The 18,560-nt window shown below is 69.5% G+C and carries 17 protein-coding genes; 6 read left to right on the forward strand and 11 right to left on the reverse strand.

What is annotated here, in order from left to right; genetic code table 11:
- A partial coding sequence (locus ACLNEE_RS13390; RefSeq protein ID WP_412007218.1) for a glycoside hydrolase family 3 C-terminal domain-containing protein occupies positions 1 to 727 on the forward strand: 727 nt, incomplete at its 5' end.
- On the opposite strand, the gene ACLNEE_RS13395 is transcribed toward ACLNEE_RS13390, so the two are convergent.
- The 5 genes from ACLNEE_RS13395 to ACLNEE_RS13415 all read right to left on the reverse strand — a co-directional run bounded on the left by ACLNEE_RS13395 (position 702) and on the right by ACLNEE_RS13415 (position 5,883).
- On the reverse strand, positions 702 to 1,244 hold the full coding sequence (locus ACLNEE_RS13395) for a glycosyl-4,4'-diaponeurosporenoate acyltransferase CrtO family protein (RefSeq protein WP_411422034.1): 543 nt from the start codon (positions 1,242 to 1,244) through the stop codon (positions 702 to 704). The genes ACLNEE_RS13390 and ACLNEE_RS13395 overlap by 26 nt on opposite strands.
- Positions 1,244 to 2,347 carry a glycosyltransferase family 2 protein gene (locus ACLNEE_RS13400; protein ID WP_411422035.1) on the reverse strand — a complete coding sequence of 368 codons (1,104 nt, stop codon included), beginning with the start codon at positions 2,345 to 2,347 and terminating at the stop codon, positions 1,244 to 1,246. The genes ACLNEE_RS13395 and ACLNEE_RS13400 overlap by 1 nt, the downstream gene beginning before the upstream one ends.
- A 37-nt stretch (positions 2,348 to 2,384) precedes the next feature.
- Positions 2,385 to 2,987 carry an esterase/lipase family protein gene (locus tag ACLNEE_RS13405; RefSeq protein WP_411422036.1) on the reverse strand — a complete coding sequence of 201 codons (603 nt, stop codon included), beginning with the start codon at positions 2,985 to 2,987 and terminating at the stop codon, positions 2,385 to 2,387.
- A gap of 65 nt (positions 2,988 to 3,052) precedes the next feature.
- A complete protein-coding gene (locus ACLNEE_RS13410) occupies positions 3,053 to 5,476 on the reverse strand; it encodes a glycogen/starch/alpha-glucan phosphorylase (protein WP_411422037.1) in 2,424 nt (807 codons plus the stop codon).
- Positions 5,477 to 5,601: 125 nt separating this feature from the next.
- A complete protein-coding gene (locus ACLNEE_RS13415; protein ID WP_411422078.1) occupies positions 5,602 to 5,883 on the reverse strand; it encodes a 2Fe-2S iron-sulfur cluster-binding protein in 282 nt (93 codons plus the stop codon).
- A 251-nt stretch (positions 5,884 to 6,134) separates the two neighbouring features.
- Between ACLNEE_RS13415 and ACLNEE_RS13420 the strand changes: the two genes are divergently transcribed.
- Together ACLNEE_RS13420 and ACLNEE_RS13425 are read left to right on the forward strand one after the other, a co-directional pair.
- On the forward strand, positions 6,135 to 8,654 hold the full coding sequence (locus ACLNEE_RS13420; protein ID WP_411422038.1) for a glycogen/starch/alpha-glucan phosphorylase: 2,520 nt from the start codon (positions 6,135 to 6,137) through the stop codon (positions 8,652 to 8,654).
- Complete coding sequence (locus ACLNEE_RS13425; protein WP_411422039.1) at positions 8,654 to 9,247, forward strand: histidine phosphatase family protein; 594 nt, start codon at positions 8,654 to 8,656, stop codon at positions 9,245 to 9,247. Before ACLNEE_RS13420 ends, ACLNEE_RS13425 begins: the two co-directional genes overlap by 1 nt.
- Positions 9,248 to 9,496: 249 nt before the next feature.
- On the opposite strand, the gene bioA is transcribed toward ACLNEE_RS13425, so the two are convergent.
- The gene (bioA, locus tag ACLNEE_RS13430) at positions 9,497 to 10,777 is read right to left on the reverse strand and encodes an adenosylmethionine--8-amino-7-oxononanoate transaminase (protein WP_411422040.1); all 1,281 of its coding nucleotides are present in this window, start codon (positions 10,775 to 10,777) and stop codon (positions 9,497 to 9,499) included.
- Positions 10,778 to 10,943: 166 nt separating this feature from the next.
- Here bioA and ACLNEE_RS13435 point away from each other — a divergent pair, with 166 nt between their 5' ends.
- Positions 10,944 to 11,687 carry a phycobilisome rod-core linker polypeptide gene (locus ACLNEE_RS13435; protein ID WP_412007219.1) on the forward strand — a complete coding sequence of 248 codons (744 nt, stop codon included), beginning with the start codon at positions 10,944 to 10,946 and terminating at the stop codon, positions 11,685 to 11,687.
- A 48-nt stretch (positions 11,688 to 11,735) separates the two neighbouring features.
- On the opposite strand, the gene ACLNEE_RS13440 is transcribed toward ACLNEE_RS13435, so the two are convergent.
- The 5 genes from ACLNEE_RS13440 to ACLNEE_RS13460 all read right to left on the reverse strand — a co-directional run bounded on the left by ACLNEE_RS13440 (position 11,736) and on the right by ACLNEE_RS13460 (position 16,442).
- Positions 11,736 to 12,407, reverse strand: a complete 672-nt coding sequence (locus ACLNEE_RS13440) for a hypothetical protein (RefSeq protein ID WP_411422042.1) — start codon at positions 12,405 to 12,407, stop codon at positions 11,736 to 11,738.
- Positions 12,408 to 12,442: 35 nt separating this feature from the next.
- Complete coding sequence (locus ACLNEE_RS13445; RefSeq protein ID WP_411422079.1) at positions 12,443 to 13,078, reverse strand: TMEM165/GDT1 family protein; 636 nt, start codon at positions 13,076 to 13,078, stop codon at positions 12,443 to 12,445.
- A 66-nt stretch (positions 13,079 to 13,144) separates the two neighbouring features.
- Entirely contained in the window at positions 13,145 to 13,591 is a 447-nt protein-coding gene (locus ACLNEE_RS13450) for a universal stress protein (RefSeq protein ID WP_412007220.1), read from the reverse strand.
- Positions 13,592 to 13,661: 70 nt separating this feature from the next.
- Complete coding sequence (locus tag ACLNEE_RS13455; protein WP_411422044.1) at positions 13,662 to 15,764, reverse strand: cation:proton antiporter domain-containing protein; 2,103 nt, start codon at positions 15,762 to 15,764, stop codon at positions 13,662 to 13,664.
- Positions 15,765 to 15,767: 3 nt separating this feature from the next.
- Positions 15,768 to 16,442 carry a ParB-like protein gene (locus ACLNEE_RS13460; protein WP_411422045.1) on the reverse strand — a complete coding sequence of 225 codons (675 nt, stop codon included), beginning with the start codon at positions 16,440 to 16,442 and terminating at the stop codon, positions 15,768 to 15,770.
- A 209-nt stretch (positions 16,443 to 16,651) separates the two neighbouring features.
- On the opposite strand from ACLNEE_RS13460, the gene ACLNEE_RS13465 reads away from it, so the two are divergent.
- Positions 16,652 to 17,815, forward strand: a complete 1,164-nt coding sequence (locus ACLNEE_RS13465; RefSeq protein WP_411422046.1) for a sirohydrochlorin chelatase — start codon at positions 16,652 to 16,654, stop codon at positions 17,813 to 17,815.
- Positions 17,816 to 18,110: 295 nt separating this feature from the next.
- The gene (locus ACLNEE_RS13470) at positions 18,111 to 18,464 is read left to right on the forward strand and encodes a DUF2811 domain-containing protein (protein WP_411422047.1); all 354 of its coding nucleotides are present in this window, start codon (positions 18,111 to 18,113) and stop codon (positions 18,462 to 18,464) included.
- Positions 18,465 to 18,560 lie beyond the last annotated feature (96 nt).

Genomic DNA, 18,560 nt, shown 5'->3' on the forward strand with positions numbered 1-18,560 from the left:
CCAGCAGCAGCTGATCCGGGCCGTGGTGGCGGCCAATCCGCGCACGGTGGTGGTGCTGATGGGCGGCGGGGCGATCCTCATGGAGCCCTGGCGGCAGGCGGTGCCCGCGATCGTGCTGCTGGGCTATCCCGGTGAGCAGGGGGGGCACGCCCTGGCCGATGTGCTCGATGGCCGGGTCTCGCCCTCGGGCCGGCTCCCCTATGCCCTGCCGACGGACGCCACCCACCTGCCACCGTTCGATCCCCGGGCTTGCCGGGTCACCTACGACCTCTGGCACGGTTACAGGCGGCTGCGGCGCGACGGCCATGCCGCCGCCTTCCCCTTCGGCTTCGGCTTGTCCTACAGCCACGTCGCGTATGGGGATCTCACGGCGCAGGTCGAGGCCGGGGGGGCGGAGGGCGGCAGCCTGCAGCTGGACTTCACCGTGGCCAATCGCGGGCCGATGGCGGCCGACGAGGTGGTGCAGGTGTACGTGGATCCCCCCGGCAGGCTGCTGGAGCGGCCCGCCCGGCTCCTGGCGGGGTTCACCCGCCTGGACCAGCTGGCGCCCGGGGAGCAGCGGCGGGTGACGCTGGGGATTCCCCTGCGGCGGCTGGCCTACTTCGATCCCCGCCAGGATGGCTTCTGCCTGGAGGCTGGCCCCCATGTGGTGCGGCTGGCCCGCCACGCCGAGGACGAGGGCCTCGCGGTGGAGCTGCTCCTCAAGGCCGGGGTCCTCGGCCCCTGACCCTGCCGGGAACCGGGAAGTCCCCCCCGGCCTGAGGGGTACCGTCCCACCGCTCCAGCAGCCGCTCCAGCCGCAGCCGGTTGTAGCGCTGCAGGGCGATGCAGGGGAGATTGAAGAGGGTGGCGAACACCAGGTTGATCACCACGCCCAGCGGGGGCAGCCAGAGGGCCGTCACCAGCCAGAACGGCCACAGCGCCAGGTGCACCAGCTCAGCCCGACGGGTCTCGACGACCAGCCGCTCCAGCCCGTCGCGATCCCGGCCCACCAGCCGGGCCTTGGGGATGCCTCCGGGCAGGGCTCCTCCGGCATCCGGCAGCCAGCCTTTCCAGGCGCGGATCGCCAGCTGCTGCTCGAACCGCCGCAGCCTCTCCTGCCGGGAGCACCGGCCGCGGGGCCGGCCGGGCAGCGCCGGATTCCCGGCCAGCACCCTGGCCGGAACCCGGTTGGCCAGCCCTCCCACCAGCACCGACCAGGCCAGCCAGCCCAGGCCACTGCTCAGCAGGGGGTCGATCCCCATCAGCGGGTGGGCACGCTGCGGCCCTTCCAGCGCACCTGACCCCGCTCCAGGTTGAGGATCGCCAGCAGGAACACCCCCAGGAAGAACAGCACCGGGATGGGGAAGACCAGGTTGATCCAGCTGAAGCGGCCCACCCGCCGGGTGATCACCAGCAGCTGGATGGCGAAGGCCGCATAGAGAACCAGGTTGGGCAGCAGGGCCGGGTCCCCGATCATCGGCCAGCCCAGCAGGGAGGCCGGCAGGCACCAGGCGGCCCAGAACAGCCCCGAGAGCCACAGCAGCACGCCCAGCATCCAGGGCCAGCGGACCTCCCCCGCCGCGGTGGCGAAGTTCTTGTTGAAGCCGCTCACCAGGTCGGCGATTCCGCCGGGATACATGCGGTATGCGATCCGCCCCATCCCGATCCAGGCGCTCACGGGCAGGTCGGCCCGCTGGTAGAGGTGGGCCAGGAACCAGTCCTCCACCACCTTGTCGGCCACGGCGGCATGGCCGCCGATGCGCAGGTAGTCGGCCCGGCTGGTGGCCATGGCCGGTCCGAAGGCCACCCCCCCACCGGGCCCCAGGGGCACGGCCATCAGGCCCACCAGATTGAAGAGCATCGAGAGCTGTTCGTAGGGCCGCTCCGTCCGGTGGTAGGGCTGCACGGAGACCAGGCCGCCGTAGGTCCGCAGGGCCGCCAGCAGGCTGGCGAGGAAGTCCGGGGCGGGCTCGGTGTCGGCATCGAGGAAGACCAGGCGCTCTCCGCTGCAGGCCTGGACCCCCTGGTGGAGGGCCCAGGTCTTGCCGCACCAGCCCCGCGGCAGGGGCGGCGGCTGCAGCACCCGCACCCCCGCTGTCCTGCCGATCGCGGCCGTTGCATCGCTGGAGTGGTCGTCGATGACGATCACCTCCTGAGGGCGAAGCGTCTGCGCAGCCAGAGCCTGCAGCAGCTTGGGCAGTGTCGCGGCCTCATTGCGGGCCGGGATGAGCACCGAGACCGAGGCCGAGTAGTCGTCGTTGGCGGTAGCGCCGTCTCCATCGGCGGCGGGCAACACCGGCAGCCACAGGCTCAACGGCCAGCCGATCATCCAGCGCCCCACGAGGGAAACGGCAAGCCAGTCCATCGGCCTGTCTCCCTGGGCGCCACCATGCTAGGCGGGTTCAGGGCCTGAGCAGTTCCTCCGCCAGCGGTGCCAGGGCCAGGGGATCGCGGAGCAGCTGGGGGTGGGTCAGCACCGGCAGTCTGTGGCGGGGACCGACCGGCAGCACCGCCCGCCAGCCCGGCACGATCGCCAGATCGACCACGGAATAGAAGCTGCAGCACTCCACCGTCTCGAGGGTCGCCAGATCGCCGTTGAGGCGCTCCAGGAGGGGGCTGCCCCACTTGAGATCGGCGATCCCGGCGGTGATCCGCCGCGGCCAGGGCAGGGCCGTGAGGGTGCCCTGCTGGGGACTGCCGACGCTGATGAAGCGGCGGGTCCGCCGGTGCCCGCCCAGCAGCTGGATCCAGGCGCGGCAGATCACCCCGCCGATGGAGAAGCCCAGCAGGTCCACCCGCTGCTCCAGGCCGAAGGCGGCCTCGATGTGGCTGCCCAGCAGGGCGGCGGCCTCGGTCACCGGGGTGGCCCCCAGCCGCAGCGGCAGGGCTGGAATCAGCAGCGGTTCCCGCTGCCCGCCGAGGCGCTGCTTGAGCCGGTTGAACACCGTGGGGCGATCGAGCAGCCCGTGCACCAGCACCAGGGGGGGGGAATGGGGGTGCTCCATTCCCCCATTCAACGTGGCCTGGGCGTGCTCTCGAGGTGGCCTCTGGCTGGCCTCCGGGTGTCTGCTCAGAGGCTGCGGGTGGTGGCCTCCACCGGCACCGGTGCGACCTTCCAGATGCGCTCGGCGTATTCCTGGATCGAGCGGTCGCTGGAGAAGAAGCCGCAGCCCATCGTGTTGGCCACGGACATCCGGGCCCAGCGGCTGGGGTCCTGCCAGCAGGCATCGACGTGGTTCTGGGCCTGGCGGTAATCGCCGATGTCGGCCATCACCTTGAAGGGGTCATGGCTGGTCAGGTTGGCCAGCAGGGGATGGAACAGGTCCCGGTCTCCCTCGCTGAAGTGTCCGGAGCCGATCAGCTCGATCACTTCACGGACGATCGGATCCTTCTCGATCCAGGGCATCGGGTGGTAGCCCATCCGATCGAACTCGTGGATCTGCTCGGCCGTGTGGCCGAACAGGAAGAAGTTGTCGGCGCCGACCTGATCCCGGATCTCGATGTTGGCCCCATCCAGGGTGCCGATGGTGAGGGCCCCGTTGAGGGCCATCTTCATGTTCCCGGTGCCAGAGGCTTCCTTGCCCGCCGTGGAGATCTGCTCGGAGAGATCCACGGCCGGATAGATCAGCTGCCCCAGGCTGACGCTGAAATTGGGCACGAACACCACCCGCAGGCGTCCGGCCATGGCCGGATCCATGTTCACGATCTCGGCGATGCCCACGATCAGCCGGATGATCAGCTTGGCCATCGCGTAACCCGGGGCGGCCTTGCCGCCGAAGATCACCGTGCGCGGGGGAAGGTCCTCGCCGTTGCGGAGCCTCAGGTAGCGCTCCACCACGTGCAGGGCGGCCAGGTGCTGGCGCTTGTACTCGTGGATGCGCTTCACCTGCACGTCAAACAGGGAGCTGTGGTCGAGGAGGATGCCCTGGGTCTGGTGAATGTGCTGCACCAGTCGCTGCTTGGAGGCATCCCGCACCCCGCGCCAGCGCTGCAGGAAGGCGTCGTCGCCGGTGTGCTTCCCGAGGGCCTGCAGATGGGTGAGATCGCGGCGCCAGTGGGAGCCGATGACGTCGTCGAGCAGGTTGGCCAGGGCCGGATTGGCCACGGCCATCCAACGGCGCGGGGTGACGCCGTTGGTCACGTTGGTGAAACGATCCGGCCAGAGTTCGGCGAAGTCGGCGAGCACGTGGCGGCGCAGCAGTTCGCTGTGCAGCTCGGCCACGCCATTGGTGTGGTGGCAGCCCACCACGGCCAGATTGGCCATGCGCACCTTCCGATGCGGACCTTCCTCGATCAGGGAGAGCCGGGCGAGCTTGTCGGGCTGACCCGGATAGCGGATCCGGGCCATGCGCAGAAAGCGGGCATTGATCTCATAGATGATCTCCAGCTGCCGGGGCAGCAGCTGCTGGAAGAGGTCGATCCCCCAGGTCTCGAGGGCTTCGGGCAGCAGGGTGTGGTTGGTGTAGCTGAGGCTGGCCGTCGTCACCCCCCAGGCGGTGTCCCAGTCGAGCCGGTGCTCATCGAGCAGCAGACGCATCAGCTCGGCCACCGCGATGGCCGGGTGGGTGTCGTTGAGCTGAACGGCGAACTTGCGGTGGAACTCCCGGGCGGGAAGGCCCTGACCCCTGAGGATGCGGAACATGTCCTGCAGGGAGCAGCTCACGAAGAAGATCTGCTGGGAGAGGCGCAGGCGTTTGCCCTGTTCCGGCTCATCATTCGGGTAGAGCACCTTGGAGAGGGTTTCCGACTGCATCTTGTGCAGCACGGCCTTGGTGTAATCGCCGGCATTGAAGGAGGCGAAGTCCAGGGCTTCGGGCGCCGAGGCCGCCCAGAGGCGCAGGGTGTTGGTCGTGCGAACGCCGTAGCCCAGGATCGGGGTGTCGTAGGCCACCCCGATCACGGTGTGGTTGCCGATGGTCACCGGGTAGCTCCACTCCGGGCGGATCACTTCCCAGGGGTTGCCCTGGGCCAGCCAGGAATCGGTGCTCTCCTGCTGCCCCTGGGTAGTGATCTGCTGGCGGAAGATGCCGAATTCGTAGCGGATGCCGTAGCCGATGGCAGGGAGCTCGAGGGTCGCCATCGACTCCTGGAAACAGGCCGCCAGCCGGCCCAGGCCGCCGTTCCCCAGGCCCGGCTCGGGCTCCTCCCGGATCAGCTCCTCCAGGTCCAGCCCCAGCTCGTGGCAGGCCTGTTCGGCTTCCTGCCGCAGCCCCAGGTTGACGAGGTTGTTGTCGAGGTGCGGCCCCAGCAGGTACTCGGCCGACAAGTACACCGCCGTGCGCACCTGGGCCTGGGTGTAGGTCTCGGCCGTGTCCACCCAGTTGTGCAGGAGCCGGTCGCGCACCGCCAGCGCCAGACAGCGGTAGTGGTCATGGCGGGTGGCCAGGGATGGGGATTTCGCCTGGCTGAAGAACAGATGCCGCTGCATGGCCTCGGCTAGGGCCCTGCTGCTGGTCTGGCAGGGGCTGGTGCTCGAGCGGAAGGATTCGGCCATGGAAGCCGCGGACGGCGATGGAACTGCTTCCGTTCTGCTGCCGCCTAGCAGGGGCGTGCTGTGGCGAGCACTACCAAGCGTGGGCCATGTGCGGGAAGCGGGTCATCGTGCGGTGCAGCCCGGGATCAGAGCTCGTTTTCCATGTCGGGCTGGATCTGGCAATCGCTCTGGGGGTAGCTGACGCAGAGCAGGGCGAAACCGGCGGCGATCTGGTCGTCGTCGAGGAAGCTCTGGTCGGCTTGGTCGACGCTGCCGCTCAGCACCTTGCCGGCGCAGGTGCTGCAGGCACCGGCGCGGCAGGAGAAGGGCAGGTCGATGCCGGCCTCCTCGGCCGCGTCGAGGATGTACGTGTCGTCGCTGCAGCTGAAACTGCGGCCGTCATCGAGGGTGATGGTGTAGCTGGCCATGGTTGCCCGGACCGTCCAGTGCGCTGAGTGACAGTTCAACTCCGCGTGCGATCTCCGGCCTGTCATCGCCGACACCATCGTCGCGAGTTCCACACATCACCGCGGCACCTCACTGCCGCGCCACCCCACTGCTGCGCCACCTCGCTGCCGCGCTCCGTCCGTTCATCAACCCGGGGCCGCGCATTCATGCCTTCTTAACCAACTGTGCTTTGGACGGGTCAGGGTGGAGATGTGTGGATCGCCCCTCGGCCATGGTCAGCAGTTCCCCTGTACCCCACGGCATCCCGGTGCCCGCCAGCTACGGCGATCCCCAGCGCAACGGTCTGACCGCCAACGACCTGTTCGACGGCATGGCCGAACATCTTTTTTACACCTTGGGGACCCGGGCCGAAGGCGCCAGCGTGCACGACCTCTACATGGCCCTGAGCCATGCCGTGCGCGATCGGCTGATGACCCGCCATCTGGCCACCAAGGATCAGCTGCGTGCCGGGTCAGCCAAGGTTGTGGCCTACTTCTCGGCCGAATTCCTGATCGGCCCCCAGCTGGGCAACAACCTGCTGATGCTGGGCATGCAGGCGGAGGCGGCGGAAGCGCTGCGACGCTTCGGCGGGCCAGGCCTGGACCAGGTGCTCGACGTGGAGGAGGAACCCGGCCTGGGCAATGGCGGCCTTGGCCGCCTCGCCGCCTGTTACCTCGAGTCACTGGCCAGTCTGGAGTTTCCCGCCAGCGGCTATGGGATCCGCTACGAGTTCGGGATCTTCGATCAGGCGATCCGAGACGGCTGGCAGGTGGAGATCACCGACAAGTGGCTCAAGGGGGGATGGCCGTGGGAGCTGGTCTATCCAGCGCAGAGCGTGTCCGTGGGATTCGGCGGCCATGTGGAGAGCTATGGCGATGAGCAGGGTGCCGAGCGCCGGCGCTGGCTGCCGGCCCACCGTGCCCTCGGCGTGCCCCACGACGTGCCGGTGCTGGGCTACCGGGTGAACAGCTGCGACAGGATCCGGCTGTGGCGTGCCGTGGCGGCGGAATCCTTCGATGTGCATGCCTTCAACGAGGGTGATTTCCAGCGCGCGGTGCAGGAGAAGGTGGCCAGCGAGACCCTCTCCAAGGTGCTGTACCCCAACGACGGCACCGACCAGGGCAAGCGGCTGCGGCTCGAGCAGCAGCACTTCTTCGTGAGTTGCTCGCTGCAGGACATGCTGCGCACCCTCGCGCTGCGCGGAGCCCCGGTGCAGTCGTTCGCCGAGCACTGGACCGTGCAGCTGAACGACACCCATCCCTCCATCGCCGTGGCCGAGCTGATGCGGCTGCTCGTGGATGAGCACCGACTCGGCTGGGACGAAGCCTGGACGATCACCACCGCCTCGATCGCCTACACCAACCACACGCTGCTGCCGGAAGCGCTGGAACGCTGGGAGGTGGGTCTGTTCGGCTCCCTGCTGCCACGGCACCTGGAGATCATCTACGAGATCAACGCCCGCTTCCTGCAGCAGGTGCGGCTGCACGCACCCGGTGATCTGGATCTGCTGCGACGGGTGTCGATCATTCACGAGGACGGCACCAAGGCCGTGCGCATGGCCCATCTGGCCACCGTGGCGGCGCACCACGTCAACGGTGTGGCAGCGCTCCACAGCCAGCTGGTGAAGACCGATCTCTTCCCCGACTTCGCCGCCCTCTGGCCCGGGAAGTTCACCAACGTGACCAACGGCGTCACCCCGCGGCGCTGGCTGGCCCTGGCCAACCCGCCCCTCGCCCGGCTCCTGGGCGAAACCTTGGGCGATGACTGGCCGGCCCACATCGAGCGTCTGCGGCAGCTGGAGCCCCTCGCCACCGACAGCGGTTTCCAGCAGCGCTGGGCGGCCTGCAAGCTCGCGTGCAAGCGCCGGCTCGCCGGCGTGATCGCTGAACAGTCGCAGGTGCTGGTGGATCCCACCTCCCTGTTCGACATCCAGGTGAAGCGCATTCATGAATACAAGCGCCAGCATCTCAATGCCCTGCAGGTGGTGCTCCAGTACCTGCGGATCAAACACGGCGAAACCGAGGGCATGGTGCCCCGCACGGTGATCTTCGGTGGCAAGGCGGCGCCTGGCTACTGGATGGCGAAGCTGATCATCCGCTTCATCAGCGGCATCGCCGAGACGATCAACGCCGATCCCGACAACCGCGGCCTGCTGCGGGTGGCGTTTCTGGCCGATTACAACGTCAAGCTGGGGGAGCGGGTGTATCCGGCCGCCGACCTCTCCGAGCAGATCTCCACGGCCGGTCTGGAGGCCTCGGGCACCGGCAACATGAAGTTCGCCCTCAATGGCGCCCTTACGATCGGCACCCTGGATGGTGCCAACGTGGAAATCCGCCAGCAGGTGGGCACGGACAACTTCTTCCTGTTCGGTCACACCACCGAGCAGATCGCCGAGCTTCGCTCCGACTACCGTCCATGGGAATGGGTGGAGAAGGTGCCGTTGCTGCGTGAGGCCCTGGATCTGATCGAGCGTGGTCACTTCAGCAACGGCGACGGAGAGCTGTTCCGGCCGCTGGTGCAGAACATCGTGGGCCGCGACTCCTACTTCCTGCTGGCCGACCTGCCCGACTACCTGGTCAGCCAGAACGACGCCTCGCGACTCTGGGCCGATCCATCCGCCTGGCAGCGCGCGTCGATCCTCAACACGGCCCGCAGCGGGTACTTCAGCTCGGATCGGGCCATCCGGGAGTACGCCGAGCGGGTGTGGGGGGTGGAGCCCCTGCCGGTGGCGATGGGCTGCGAGGTGAGCTGATGGCCAAGGCAGGACCGGCGGAGGTGGTGCTGATCCGCCACGGCGAAACAGCCTGGAGTCTCTCCGGCCAGCACACCGGCCGCACCGATCTCCCCCTCACGGAGCGGGGGCGGGAGGTGGCGCGTGGTCTGGCACCGGTGCTGGCGGGGCGGGAGTTTCACCAGGTGCTCTGCAGTCCCCTGCAACGGGCGCGGGAAACCTGCGAGCTGGCCGGCCTGGGGGCTGGCGCCCAGATCGAGCCCGACCTCCTCGAGTGGGACTACGGCCTCTACGAGGGGCGCACCCCGGCTGAGGTCCGGACGGAGACGCCCGACTGGCTGGTGTTCCGCGATGGCTGTCCGGGTGGGGAATCCCCCCAGGCCGTCAGCGCACGGGTGGATCGGGTCATCGAGCGGGTCCGGGCTGTGGATGGCCCGGTCGCCCTGTTCGCCCACGGCCATGTGCTGCGGGTGCTGGGTGCCCGCTGGATCGGTCTGCCGACCGCCGGCGGCGCGCACTTCCTGCTCGACACCTCCACCCTCACGGTTCTGTCCTGGTACCGGGGGGTGCCGGCGATCCGCTGCTGGAACGCCCCCCTGACCCTGAGCCCCTGACCCTGAGCCCCTGAGCCGCCGGTCAAGGTCAGCCTGCTGCTCTTGAGCCGTTACCTTCAGCAGCGGCTGATCGCGTCGCCGGCAGGGAGCGGGTGGGGGGCAAGCGGGCCTCCAACCACCCCGCCCTGCAGCTCGACGGGGATCCCTGTCGCCCCGATTCCCTTGGCCCGATTCCCTTGGCTTGAGCCCCAGCACACGCGCCATGCCGCTGGCGCTGGCGCTGAACAACCAACAACCGGATCGACCGCTTCAACCTGGTGAGGCTTCCAGGGCAGCGCCGATGGCGGCATAGCAGCGCTCCAGCTGGGCGTCGCTGAGACAGAGGGGCGGCAGCAGATACACCACGTTGCCGAGCGGGCGGAGGTACACCCCCCGCTCCAGGCAGAGGTGCTGGATCCGTCGCCCCACGGCATTCAGGTAGCCCGGCTGATCCACGGCCACCTCGAAGGCGGCCACGGTTCCCAGGCAGCGCGGCCGGCGCACCAGCGGGTGGTGGCTCAGGAGCTCGAGGTGAGGGCGATGGCGGGCTTCGAAGTGCGTGTAACGCTCCGGGTCGGCCTCCAGCCGATCGAGGCTGGCCAGGGCCGCCGCACAGCCCAGGGGGTTGGCGGTGAAGCTGTGGCCATGGAAAAAGGTGGCCGTCGGATCGTCGCTGATGAACCCCTGGTAGAGCCGCTCGCTGGCCAGGGTCACGCCCATCGGCAGGAAGCCTCCCGTGAGGCCCTTGGACAGGGCCATCAGATCGGGCCGCAGCCCGGCCTGCTCGCAGGCGAACAGGCTGCCCGTGCGGCCGAAGCCGGTCATCACCTCGTCGGCGATCAGCAGGCTGCCCGCCGCCCGCACCCGCTCCTGCACAGCCCGCAGGAACGGGGGCCGCACCATCGCCATGCCGGACGCCCCCTGGATCAGCGGTTCGAGGATCACCGCGGCGCTGGGGGTCTGCAGGGCCTGCTCCAGTTCGGCGAGGGCCGCCGCCTCCCGCTCCTCCACGCCCTCGTCATGCCAGCAGGTGTGGGGCCAGGGCACCCGGGCCACATCGAACAGCAGCGGCTCGAACGGGGCCGTGAAGATGGAGCGGGCCCCCACGGCCATCGCCCCCACCGTGTCGCCGTGGTAGGCGCCTTCGAAGGCAATCAGGCGATGGCGCGCTTCGCCCCGGTTGCGCCACCACTGCCAGGCGATCTTGAGGGCCACCTCCACGGCGGTGGATCCGTTGTCGGAGAAGAACAGCCGCTCCAGGCCGCTGAGGGCGCTGAGGCGGTCGGCCAGGGATTCGGCGGGCTCGTGGCTGAAGTTGGCGAAGATCACCTGCTCCAGCTGCTGGGCCTGGGCCGCGATCGCCGCGGCGATCGTGGGCTCGGCATGGCCGTGCAGGGTCACCCACCAGCTGCTGATCGCATCGATCAGCTGGCGGCCATCCGCGAGCTGCAGGGTCGCGCCGTGGGCCTGCAGAACCTTGAGCGGCACGGGGGCATGGGCCACCTGGGTGGTGGGGTGCCAGAGATGGGGGTGCCAGGTACTCGGCTGCATCAAGGGCTGCGTCGCGGCGGGCCGTGGGGGGAGGGCAGTCTGCCGAGCGGGGAGCGCTCCATAAACCTCCATGAAGACTGGTCACGCTGTGTGAGCTTTTGCGCCCGGGCCGGCTGAGCCCGGATCCCCCTGGATACCTTCCCTGCGACTCCCTTCCCCTGCACTGATGCCCCTCCCCCTGCTGAACGTGAAGCCCACGGCCCTCAACGCGCGGGTGCGCAACTTCATGCCGGGCACGGATGAGTCGCCGCACCAGGCTCCTGCCGCCGCCGTGCAGGATCCGGCGGCCCTCGATGCCCAGATCGAACAGGCCTACCGCCAGATCTTCTTCCATGCCTTCCGCAGCGATCGCGATCCGGTGCTGGAGTCGCAGTTGCGCTCCGGTCAGATCCGGGTGCGCGACTTCATCCGAGGTCTGCTGCTCTCCGAGAAGTTCCGCCAGGACTTCTACCGCTGCAACAGCAACTACCGCATCGTCGAGCAGCTGGTCGGCCGGGTGCTCGGACGGCCTGTCTACGGCGAGCAGGAGCGGATTGCCTGGTCGATCCTGATCGCCGAACAGGGTCTGCCGGCCTTCGTCGATGCGCTGCTCACGTCACCCGAATACCTCACCCACTTCGGCGAGGACCGGGTGCCCTACCAGCGCTCCCGCACCCTCGCCGGCCAGTCCGTGGGCGCGCGCCCGTTCAACCAGCAGGCCCCCCGCTACGACGCCTACTGGCGGGACAGCTCCTCCCGCCGGGCTCCGGCGGGTGCCAATCCCTGGGTCCCCGGTGTGCCCCGGCCCGCCTGGCTGGCCGATCAACCCGCTCCCTGGGCAAGGCAGCTCTGGTTGGGAATCATCCTGGGTGGCGGGGCGATCCTCAGCGTGTTCGGGGTGCTCACGGTGGCGGCGATGCTGAGCACCTGAGCACCTGAGCGCCAGATCACCGGAGCGTCCCGTCGCCTTCCCCCCGCTTCAGGGAGCGGGGGGTTCGGGCTTGCCGCTGTCCTTCAGGGAGGGAAAGCTGGCGCGGATCTGGCGGGCCAGTTCCTGGTGGATGTGGCGGCGGAAGTTCTCGGCGGCCTCCCCGGCCAGGACCGGATAGCGGCGGTCGTCGTTGCCTTCGCCCCGCAGCGGCTTCCAGCTCGTGCTCTCGCGCTGGCGCAGCTCCTCGAGGGGGGCTGCGAAGTCGAACTCCAGCAGGCGAGCGTCTCCCGCCACCTCGCCGATCCACTGCTCGCGCAGGGGCTGCAGGTCGCGGGCCTTGAGGGTGTCGGGGAGCCCGAGCACCGGCTCGTAGTGATCGAGCACCCGCAGTTCCTGCTCCAGCAGGATCCGCCAGGCTCCGGCCTCGCCTTCGGCCAGATCCTGCTCCACGGGGCTGGCCTTCATGGCGTCGAGGTGGAACGCCAGCCAGCGGTAATGGGACTTCTCCTGGAGGGTCTTCTTCTGGGCACCCTTGCCGCTGGCGGGGCGCTTGGGCAGGGCGGCCTCGGCCCGGCGCAGGAACGCCCGGTCCTCCGGTTCGAGGTTGATCGCTCCCCAGCGCTGGCGGTATTCCCAGAGCTCCTCGTAGCGGCGCACATCCTCCGCCGTCCAGCCGAGGGCCTGAAGCTCCTCCGCCCGGCTGATCTCGTCCTTGACCACCACCAACTCACCCGCAGTGAGGGGCAGCGTAAGGGTCAGCCCAGGGCCTGCCCGAGAGCCGCCAGGCCGAACAGCAGGAACAGTCCGCCGCTGAGACGGAAGATCAGACGCTCATCCACCCGTTGCCCGATCCACTTGCCCGCCCCCACCGCCAGGGCCGTCACCAGCCCGTGACCCGCCAGGGTGCCGGCGAGAAGGCCCGCGAAGGTGAACGCCGGTGCCGTGGCCAGAAAGATGGTGGTGAGCTGGGTGCGGTCGCCCAGTTCCGCGATGAACACCAGGGCGAAGGCCTCCCAGATCACGGCCAGTGGCCGATCGCTCGGATGCTGACCCTCCGCGGCGTCGACCGCCTCCTGAGCCTCCTTGGCTTCCTCCCGGGCGGCATCGGGGGTCAAGGACTGGGCGTCGATCAGCAGCTTGATGCCGAAACCCAGGAACAGCACGGCCGCGATCCACGGCAGCAGGCGGGGCGGGAGCAGTTCCCGCAGGCCGTAGCCAACCCCGAGGGAGATGAGGGTGACCGCGGCCAGGGCGAGAAAACTGCCCACGAACACCCAGCGCGGCCGATGGCGCACCGCCAGGATCAGCGCCATGAAGAAGGTCTTGTCACCCAGCTCGGCCAGGGTGATGGCGCTGAGGCTGGAACCGAAGGCGGCCAGGCCTGGATCCATCGTCACCGGCAGCGTTTCCTGGGATGACCCTTCCTACAACCGCCGCCTAGAGCCGCCGCGCCCCACTCAACGCACCACCAGCACCGGGATGGGGCTGTGGGTCAGCACCCGCTGGGTCTCGCTCCCCAGCAGCAGCCCGGTGATGCCCCGGCGACCATGGGAGGCCATCACGATCAGATCGCACGCCTTCGCCGCCGCTTCGTCCACGATCGCCTGGTAGGGCTGGGGGCTGACCAGGTTGATGCGGCGGGCGGGCACACCCGCGGCGGCGGCGGTGGCCAGGGCGGCCTCGAGGATCTGATCCGCCTGCACCCGCGCCGCCTGCACCAGGGATTCGACCGTGCTCGTGTCCACCAGCTCCCCGACGCCCACCAGGGAGATCGGAAAGTTGCTCTGCACATGCAGGAAGCTCAGGTGAGCGCCGAGGTGGCGGGCCAGGTCCACGGCCTGCTCCACGGCCTTGCCGGAGAGGTCGGAGCCATCCGTCGGCACGAGGATGTGCTGGTAAGGCATCGGGGGCACGAGCTGCACAGTCCAGGTTTAGTGGGCGATGGGCCCACGCGCCGCAGGGGCTGGGACCGTTTCAGTGCAGCGGGTCGCTGATCACCAGCAGCGGCAGGGTCAGCCGCCGCACCAGCCGGTCGATTCGGTCGCTGGCGGGGATGGGCAGGCCTGCGACCAAGCGCCGCTGGGACCGCAGGATCACCAGGTCGTGGCCCTCGGCGGCCCGGGCGATCCCGCCCTCGACACCGGGGCGGTCGTCGATCACCAGGCTGATCGGCACGCTCTGGCCCGAGCTGGTGGCCCCCGGCTGCCAGCGGCTCAGCTGCTCCTGCAGCCGCTGACGCTGGTCGGCCCGGTGGCGGGGGTCGGTGACATGCAGAAGGGTGACACTGCCCCCCAGGGCGGCGGCCAGCCGCTCAGCCAGCTGGAACTGTTCCAGGGCGCCGGCCGTGACGTCCTTGATCGGCACGAGGATGCGGCGAAGGCCGCTCGGATCTCCGAGCAACCGGGCCACCACGACCGGGCAGGACACCTGGCGGCAGGTGGCATCCACCAGATCCCCGAACAGCCACTGGCCCAGCCGGGCGGGAGGGGCCAGGCCCATCACCACCAAGTCGGTGCCCCGTTCGAGGGCTGCCCGGGCAATGCCCCCCGCCACGTCGGTGTCCACCCGCAGCACGGTCCGGCATGGCACCGCGGCGGCGGCCGTGAAGGCCAGGGCTGCATCCAGCAGGCTGCGGGCCCGGGCCAGGGCCGTGGCCATCGCCGCGGGGGTGGCCGCCGTCCCCTCCGGTTGGTTGGCAGCGATCTGGCGGGGCGAGACCACCACCAGGGGGAGCACCTGGCCGCGGTCGTCGGCGTCGCCGCCGATCAGCAGGCTGGCCAGGGCCAGCAGCGGTGCCTCGGTGGCCGGGTTGGAAACGGGCACCAGCACCCGGAGCGAACGACGCACCAGGGCGAGCTGGCCGGCGGCCTCGGCCGTCAGGGCCGCCGCGGCATGCCGCCCCAGGCGCGGCATGGCCCGGGCGGTGAGGTAGGGCCCGAGGGTGGCGGTCACCACCATCATCGCCAGCACGCTGTTGAGCACCGCACCGTCCAGGAGGCCGGCCCGGAAGCCCACGAAGGTGGCCGCCAGCGTGGCCGCCACCTGGGGCAGGGAGAGGGACCAGAGGGTGAGGATCTGGGCGCCGTCGTAGCCGTAGATCCGCCCGGCCCACCAGGAGGCCAGCCCCTTGGTCGCGATCAGGGTGCCGATCAGGGCCAGGGCGAAGGGCGATCCGAGCAGCGTGGGCAGGAAGGCGGGCAGGTCGAGCAGCAGGCCCAGATCGATGAAGAAGACGGGGATGAACAGGGCGGCCCCCACGAAGATCACCTGTTCCTTCACCCGGCCCTCCGGCAGCACCCTGTTGACCGCCAGACCGGCCAGGAAGGCCCCCACGATCTTCTCCACCCCGGCGAGCTCGGCGCCGAGGGCAGCGAGGAACAGGGCGAGCAGCGCCGCCACGAACAGCTGGCTGTCGTTGTTCACGCTGCGGCGCACCAGGGTGCGGCCCAGTCGGGTGATGCTCAGCACCACCAGGACCACGAAGAGCGCCACCTTGGCCAGCAGGGTCAGCAGGCCCGGGGCCGAGAGCTCCCCGCGGCTCAATCCCATGCAGAGCGCCAGCAGCACCAGGGCCGCCAGGTCGGTGAAGATCGTGCCGCCGATCGCCACGATCACCGACTCCTCCCGCATGGCGCCGTAGCTGCGGACGATTGGGTAGCCCAGCGGGGTGTGGGAGGCCAGGATCGACCCCAGCAGCACGGCGCTCAGCAGGCTGAAGCCATACCCCAGCCCCAGGGCCATGCCGCCGATCAGGGGCAGGCTGAAGGTGAGCAGGCCGAAGCGGAACGACCGCTGTCGGATCCGTGCGAACTCGCCGAGATCGATCTCCAGCCCGGCGATGAACAGCAGGTAGATCACCCCCACGTCGGAGAGCAGCTCGACGGTGGGGCTCTCGCTGCTGATCCAGCCGAGCAGGTGGGGGCCGATCAGCACCCCCGCCGTGAGCAGGCCGACCAGATCCGGCAGGCCGAGCCGCCGGGCCAGGGGCGGCACCGCCACGCTCAGCCCCAGCAACAGGGCGAAGACCGCCAGGGGGGAGTGGACCAGAAAGGCGTGGACCCCGGCCGAGGTGGGCATGGTTCAGCGACCGCCGCCGCCGGCTCGCGGCCCTCTCCAGCCGGCCAGATGGGATGCCGCCGCCGAACGGGCCAGGGCCCGGGCCGCCGGCAGGGCCGGATCGAGATGCAGCGAACTGAACGGCGGCAGCGAGCGGCTGCGCAGCCAGGCGCCCCAGCGGAATTCGTGGAAGGGGATCAGGGGCGCCGGTTCGATCACCCCCTCCTTCTTGAGTTTCCACACCAGGCTGCGGTAGGGGTCGTCCTGGAGGCCGGTGAGCTGGCGGGGCAGCACGGCCGGATGGAGGGGACCGAGTCCGCGTCCGTCGTAGAGGTACAGCCAGCCGCGACGGGCGAGCTCCTCGAGCACCTCAGCGCGCTCGGTGGTCGGCAGCTCCAGAACCACGTAGCCGAACGCCGTGCCGTCGGGCTGGAGCTCCAGCAGCGCCCTGAGCCGATGATGGCGGTCGACCATCCAGACCTCCCCGGCGCCGTTGCGCACCAGGGGTACGGGCTTGCTGCCGAGGTACTGGCGCCGCTCTCCCCGGTTCTCGGCCTGAAAGTCGATCTGACGGCTGCGCACCTCGGCCAGCCCCACGCAGAGCTGGGTGGGCTGGAGGCTGGCGATGGGCAGCTCGATGAGGGGATCGCCGGATCGGGGGGGAGGCAGCTGCTGGTAAGGGGGGAGTCGCAGTGCCATCGGGTGCGGACGGGCCACAGGGGTCCATCCTCACCCGGATCAGCCCAGGCCCAGCTGGTGCAGGAACCCCCCGGGCCGGGCAGCGCGGCAGGTCGGCGTCGGCTTGTCGCGGTCTTCCCCTGGGGCCCGATGCCCCGATGCCCCGATGCCCCTGTGCCTCGGTGCCCCAGTGGCGGCTGGGGATAGGGTCGCTGGAGGCATCTGGTCCCATGCGTTCTCCTGCCCCCGCGCCATCCCTGGTCGGTCCCCACGGTCCCATCGGCGTGCTGGTCTGCGGCCATGGCAGCCGCAACCGCCTGGCGGTCAACGAATTCGCCTCGCTGGCCCGGAGCCTGCAGGGGCGGTTCGGCGCGGTGCCGGTGGAGTACGGCTACCTCGAGTTTGCCCTGCCGATCCTGCGCGACGGCCTCGAGGCCCTGCGCCGCCGGGGGGTGCAGCACGTGCTGGCGGTGCCGGCCATGCTCTTCGCGGCTGGCCATGCCAAGAACGACATTCCCTCGGTGCTCAACACCTACGCCGCCGAGACCGGTCTGACGATCGACTACGGCCGGGAGCTCGGGGTCGACCGCAAGATGATCCAGGCGGCCGGGGCGCGGATCCGCGAGGCCCTCGATCGCGACCCCAGCCCTGTCCCGCTGGCGGAGACCCTGCTGGTGGTGGTGGGGCGCGGCTCGTCCGATCCCGACGCCAATTCCAATGTGGCGAAGGTCACCCGCATGCTGGTCGAAGGCTTCGGCTTCGGCTGGGGCGAGACCCTCTACTCCGGGGTCACCTTCCCGCTGGTGGAGCCCGGTCTGCGCCATGTGGTGCGGCTCGGCTACCGCCGCATCGTGGTCTTCCCGTACTTCCTCTTCTCCGGCGTGCTGGTCAGCCGGATCCTCCAGCACACCGACCGGGTGGCCGCGGACCATCCCGATGTGGCCTTCCTGAAGGCCTCCTACCTCGGGGACCATCCCCTCGTGCTCGACACCTTCGTGGAGCGGGTGGAGGAGGTGGTGCGGGGGGACACCGACATGAACTGCTCCCTCTGCAAGTACCGCGCCCAGGTCCTCGGTTTCGAGAGCGAGGTGGGCGCACCCCAGCACAGCCATCACCATCACGTCGAAGGGCTGACGGAGTCGTGCGACCTCTGCGACAGGGAGTGCACGGGGGCCTGCCAGCCCGACGGCGTGCCGGTCCCCCTGGGCGGGGGGCCGAGCTCCCAGGCGAACCCCGAAGCGAACCCTGGGGCGAACTCCAGCCATGACCACAGCCAGGTCCATGACCACAGCCATGACCATGAGCCTGGGGCCGATCATCACCACCCTCCCTACCCCCACGCCGACCATCCGCTCGGGCCGCGAACCCTGCGCTCCGGAGGAAGTCGCTCCTAGGGCTGGGACCTGGCTCAACCGTCTCGACCCGGAGGGGTCTCAGGAGAATCCCCACGGATCAGCAGTGCTGATCAGTTTCGACTTTCCCCATTTCGAGGGGGTTTTCCCCCGTTCTGAGGGGGTTTTTCCACAGAACGCTGCCCATGGACGTGGCTGGGAGCCCTGGGCTGGGGATTTCGGGGATCTGTTCAGAGTCGGCTTGACAGCAACCGCCCAGCCACGCCAGGAGCGGGAGGGGTGAGGGCGGTCGGCGTGGAGATCACTGTGCAGGCCCACAGTCTCAGCCTGCAGGAGCATGGTTCGGCCGTTTGCCGACGGCTTTGACGCTGCCCGGGGCGGTGTGGCCTACTGGGCCCCCAACGTTGGCGCGGAGACGGGCATGTCCAGGGATGGCGACAGGGGCGAGGAGAGCGGTTCGAAGACCGAGGCGACGTCGCTGGGCGGGGAGCCGGCTGAGGCGGCTGCGGTGAGCCTGGAGGCCGAGGTGCCGGAACTGCTCTTCGCCGGGATGCACCAGTTCCTGGACACGCACCCCGACTGGAATCAATACAGCGTGATCACCTCCGCCCTGGCCACCTTCCTGTTCCAGAACGGCTGCAAGGATCCCTGGGTGAACCAGCAGTACCTCAACGGGCTGTTCCGCCGTTGAGCAAAGCCACTGAGTGCAGCCACTGAGCGGAGCCACTGAGCGGAGCGAAGACTGGGGAGACGCCGCCGCTGCCGCTCAGGGCGGTTCAGGTAAAAG

The organism is Aphanothece stagnina RSMan2012 (assembly GCF_046764815.1).
Taxonomy (GTDB): Bacteria; Cyanobacteriota; Cyanobacteriia; order PCC-6307; family Cyanobiaceae; genus NIES-981.

Bases quoted from the DNA above. Each gene is read 5' to 3' on its own strand.
- ACLNEE_RS13395 (WP_411422034.1), bottom strand. From the start codon at position 1,244: ATGGGGATCGACCCCCTGCTGAGCAGTGGCCTGGGCTGGCTGGCCTGG.
- ACLNEE_RS13400 (WP_411422035.1), bottom strand. From the start codon at position 2,347: ATGGACTGGCTTGCCGTTTCCCTCGTGGGGCGCTGGATGATCGGCTGG.
- ACLNEE_RS13405 (WP_411422036.1), bottom strand. From the start codon at position 2,987: ATGGAGCACCCCCATTCCCCCCCCCTGGTGCTGGTGCACGGGCTGCTC.
- ACLNEE_RS13410 (WP_411422037.1), bottom strand. From the start codon at position 5,476: ATGGCCGAATCCTTCCGCTCGAGCACCAGCCCCTGCCAGACCAGCAGC.
- ACLNEE_RS13415 (WP_411422078.1), bottom strand. From the start codon at position 5,883: ATGGCCAGCTACACCATCACCCTCGATGACGGCCGCAGTTTCAGCTGC.
- ACLNEE_RS13420 (WP_411422038.1), top strand. From the start codon at position 6,135: ATGGTCAGCAGTTCCCCTGTACCCCACGGCATCCCGGTGCCCGCCAGC.
- ACLNEE_RS13425 (WP_411422039.1), top strand. From the start codon at position 8,654: ATGGCCAAGGCAGGACCGGCGGAGGTGGTGCTGATCCGCCACGGCGAA.
- bioA (WP_411422040.1), bottom strand. From the start codon at position 10,777: ATGCAGCCGAGTACCTGGCACCCCCATCTCTGGCACCCCACCACCCAG.
- ACLNEE_RS13435 (WP_412007219.1), top strand. From the start codon at position 10,944: ATGCCCCTCCCCCTGCTGAACGTGAAGCCCACGGCCCTCAACGCGCGG.
- ACLNEE_RS13445 (WP_411422079.1), bottom strand. From the start codon at position 13,078: ATGGATCCAGGCCTGGCCGCCTTCGGTTCCAGCCTCAGCGCCATCACC.
- ACLNEE_RS13450 (WP_412007220.1), bottom strand. From the start codon at position 13,591: ATGCCTTACCAGCACATCCTCGTGCCGACGGATGGCTCCGACCTCTCC.
- ACLNEE_RS13455 (WP_411422044.1), bottom strand. From the start codon at position 15,764: ATGCCCACCTCGGCCGGGGTCCACGCCTTTCTGGTCCACTCCCCCCTG.
- ACLNEE_RS13460 (WP_411422045.1), bottom strand. From the start codon at position 16,442: ATGGCACTGCGACTCCCCCCTTACCAGCAGCTGCCTCCCCCCCGATCC.
- ACLNEE_RS13465 (WP_411422046.1), top strand. From the start codon at position 16,652: ATGCGTTCTCCTGCCCCCGCGCCATCCCTGGTCGGTCCCCACGGTCCC.
- ACLNEE_RS13470 (WP_411422047.1), top strand. From the start codon at position 18,111: ATGGTTCGGCCGTTTGCCGACGGCTTTGACGCTGCCCGGGGCGGTGTG.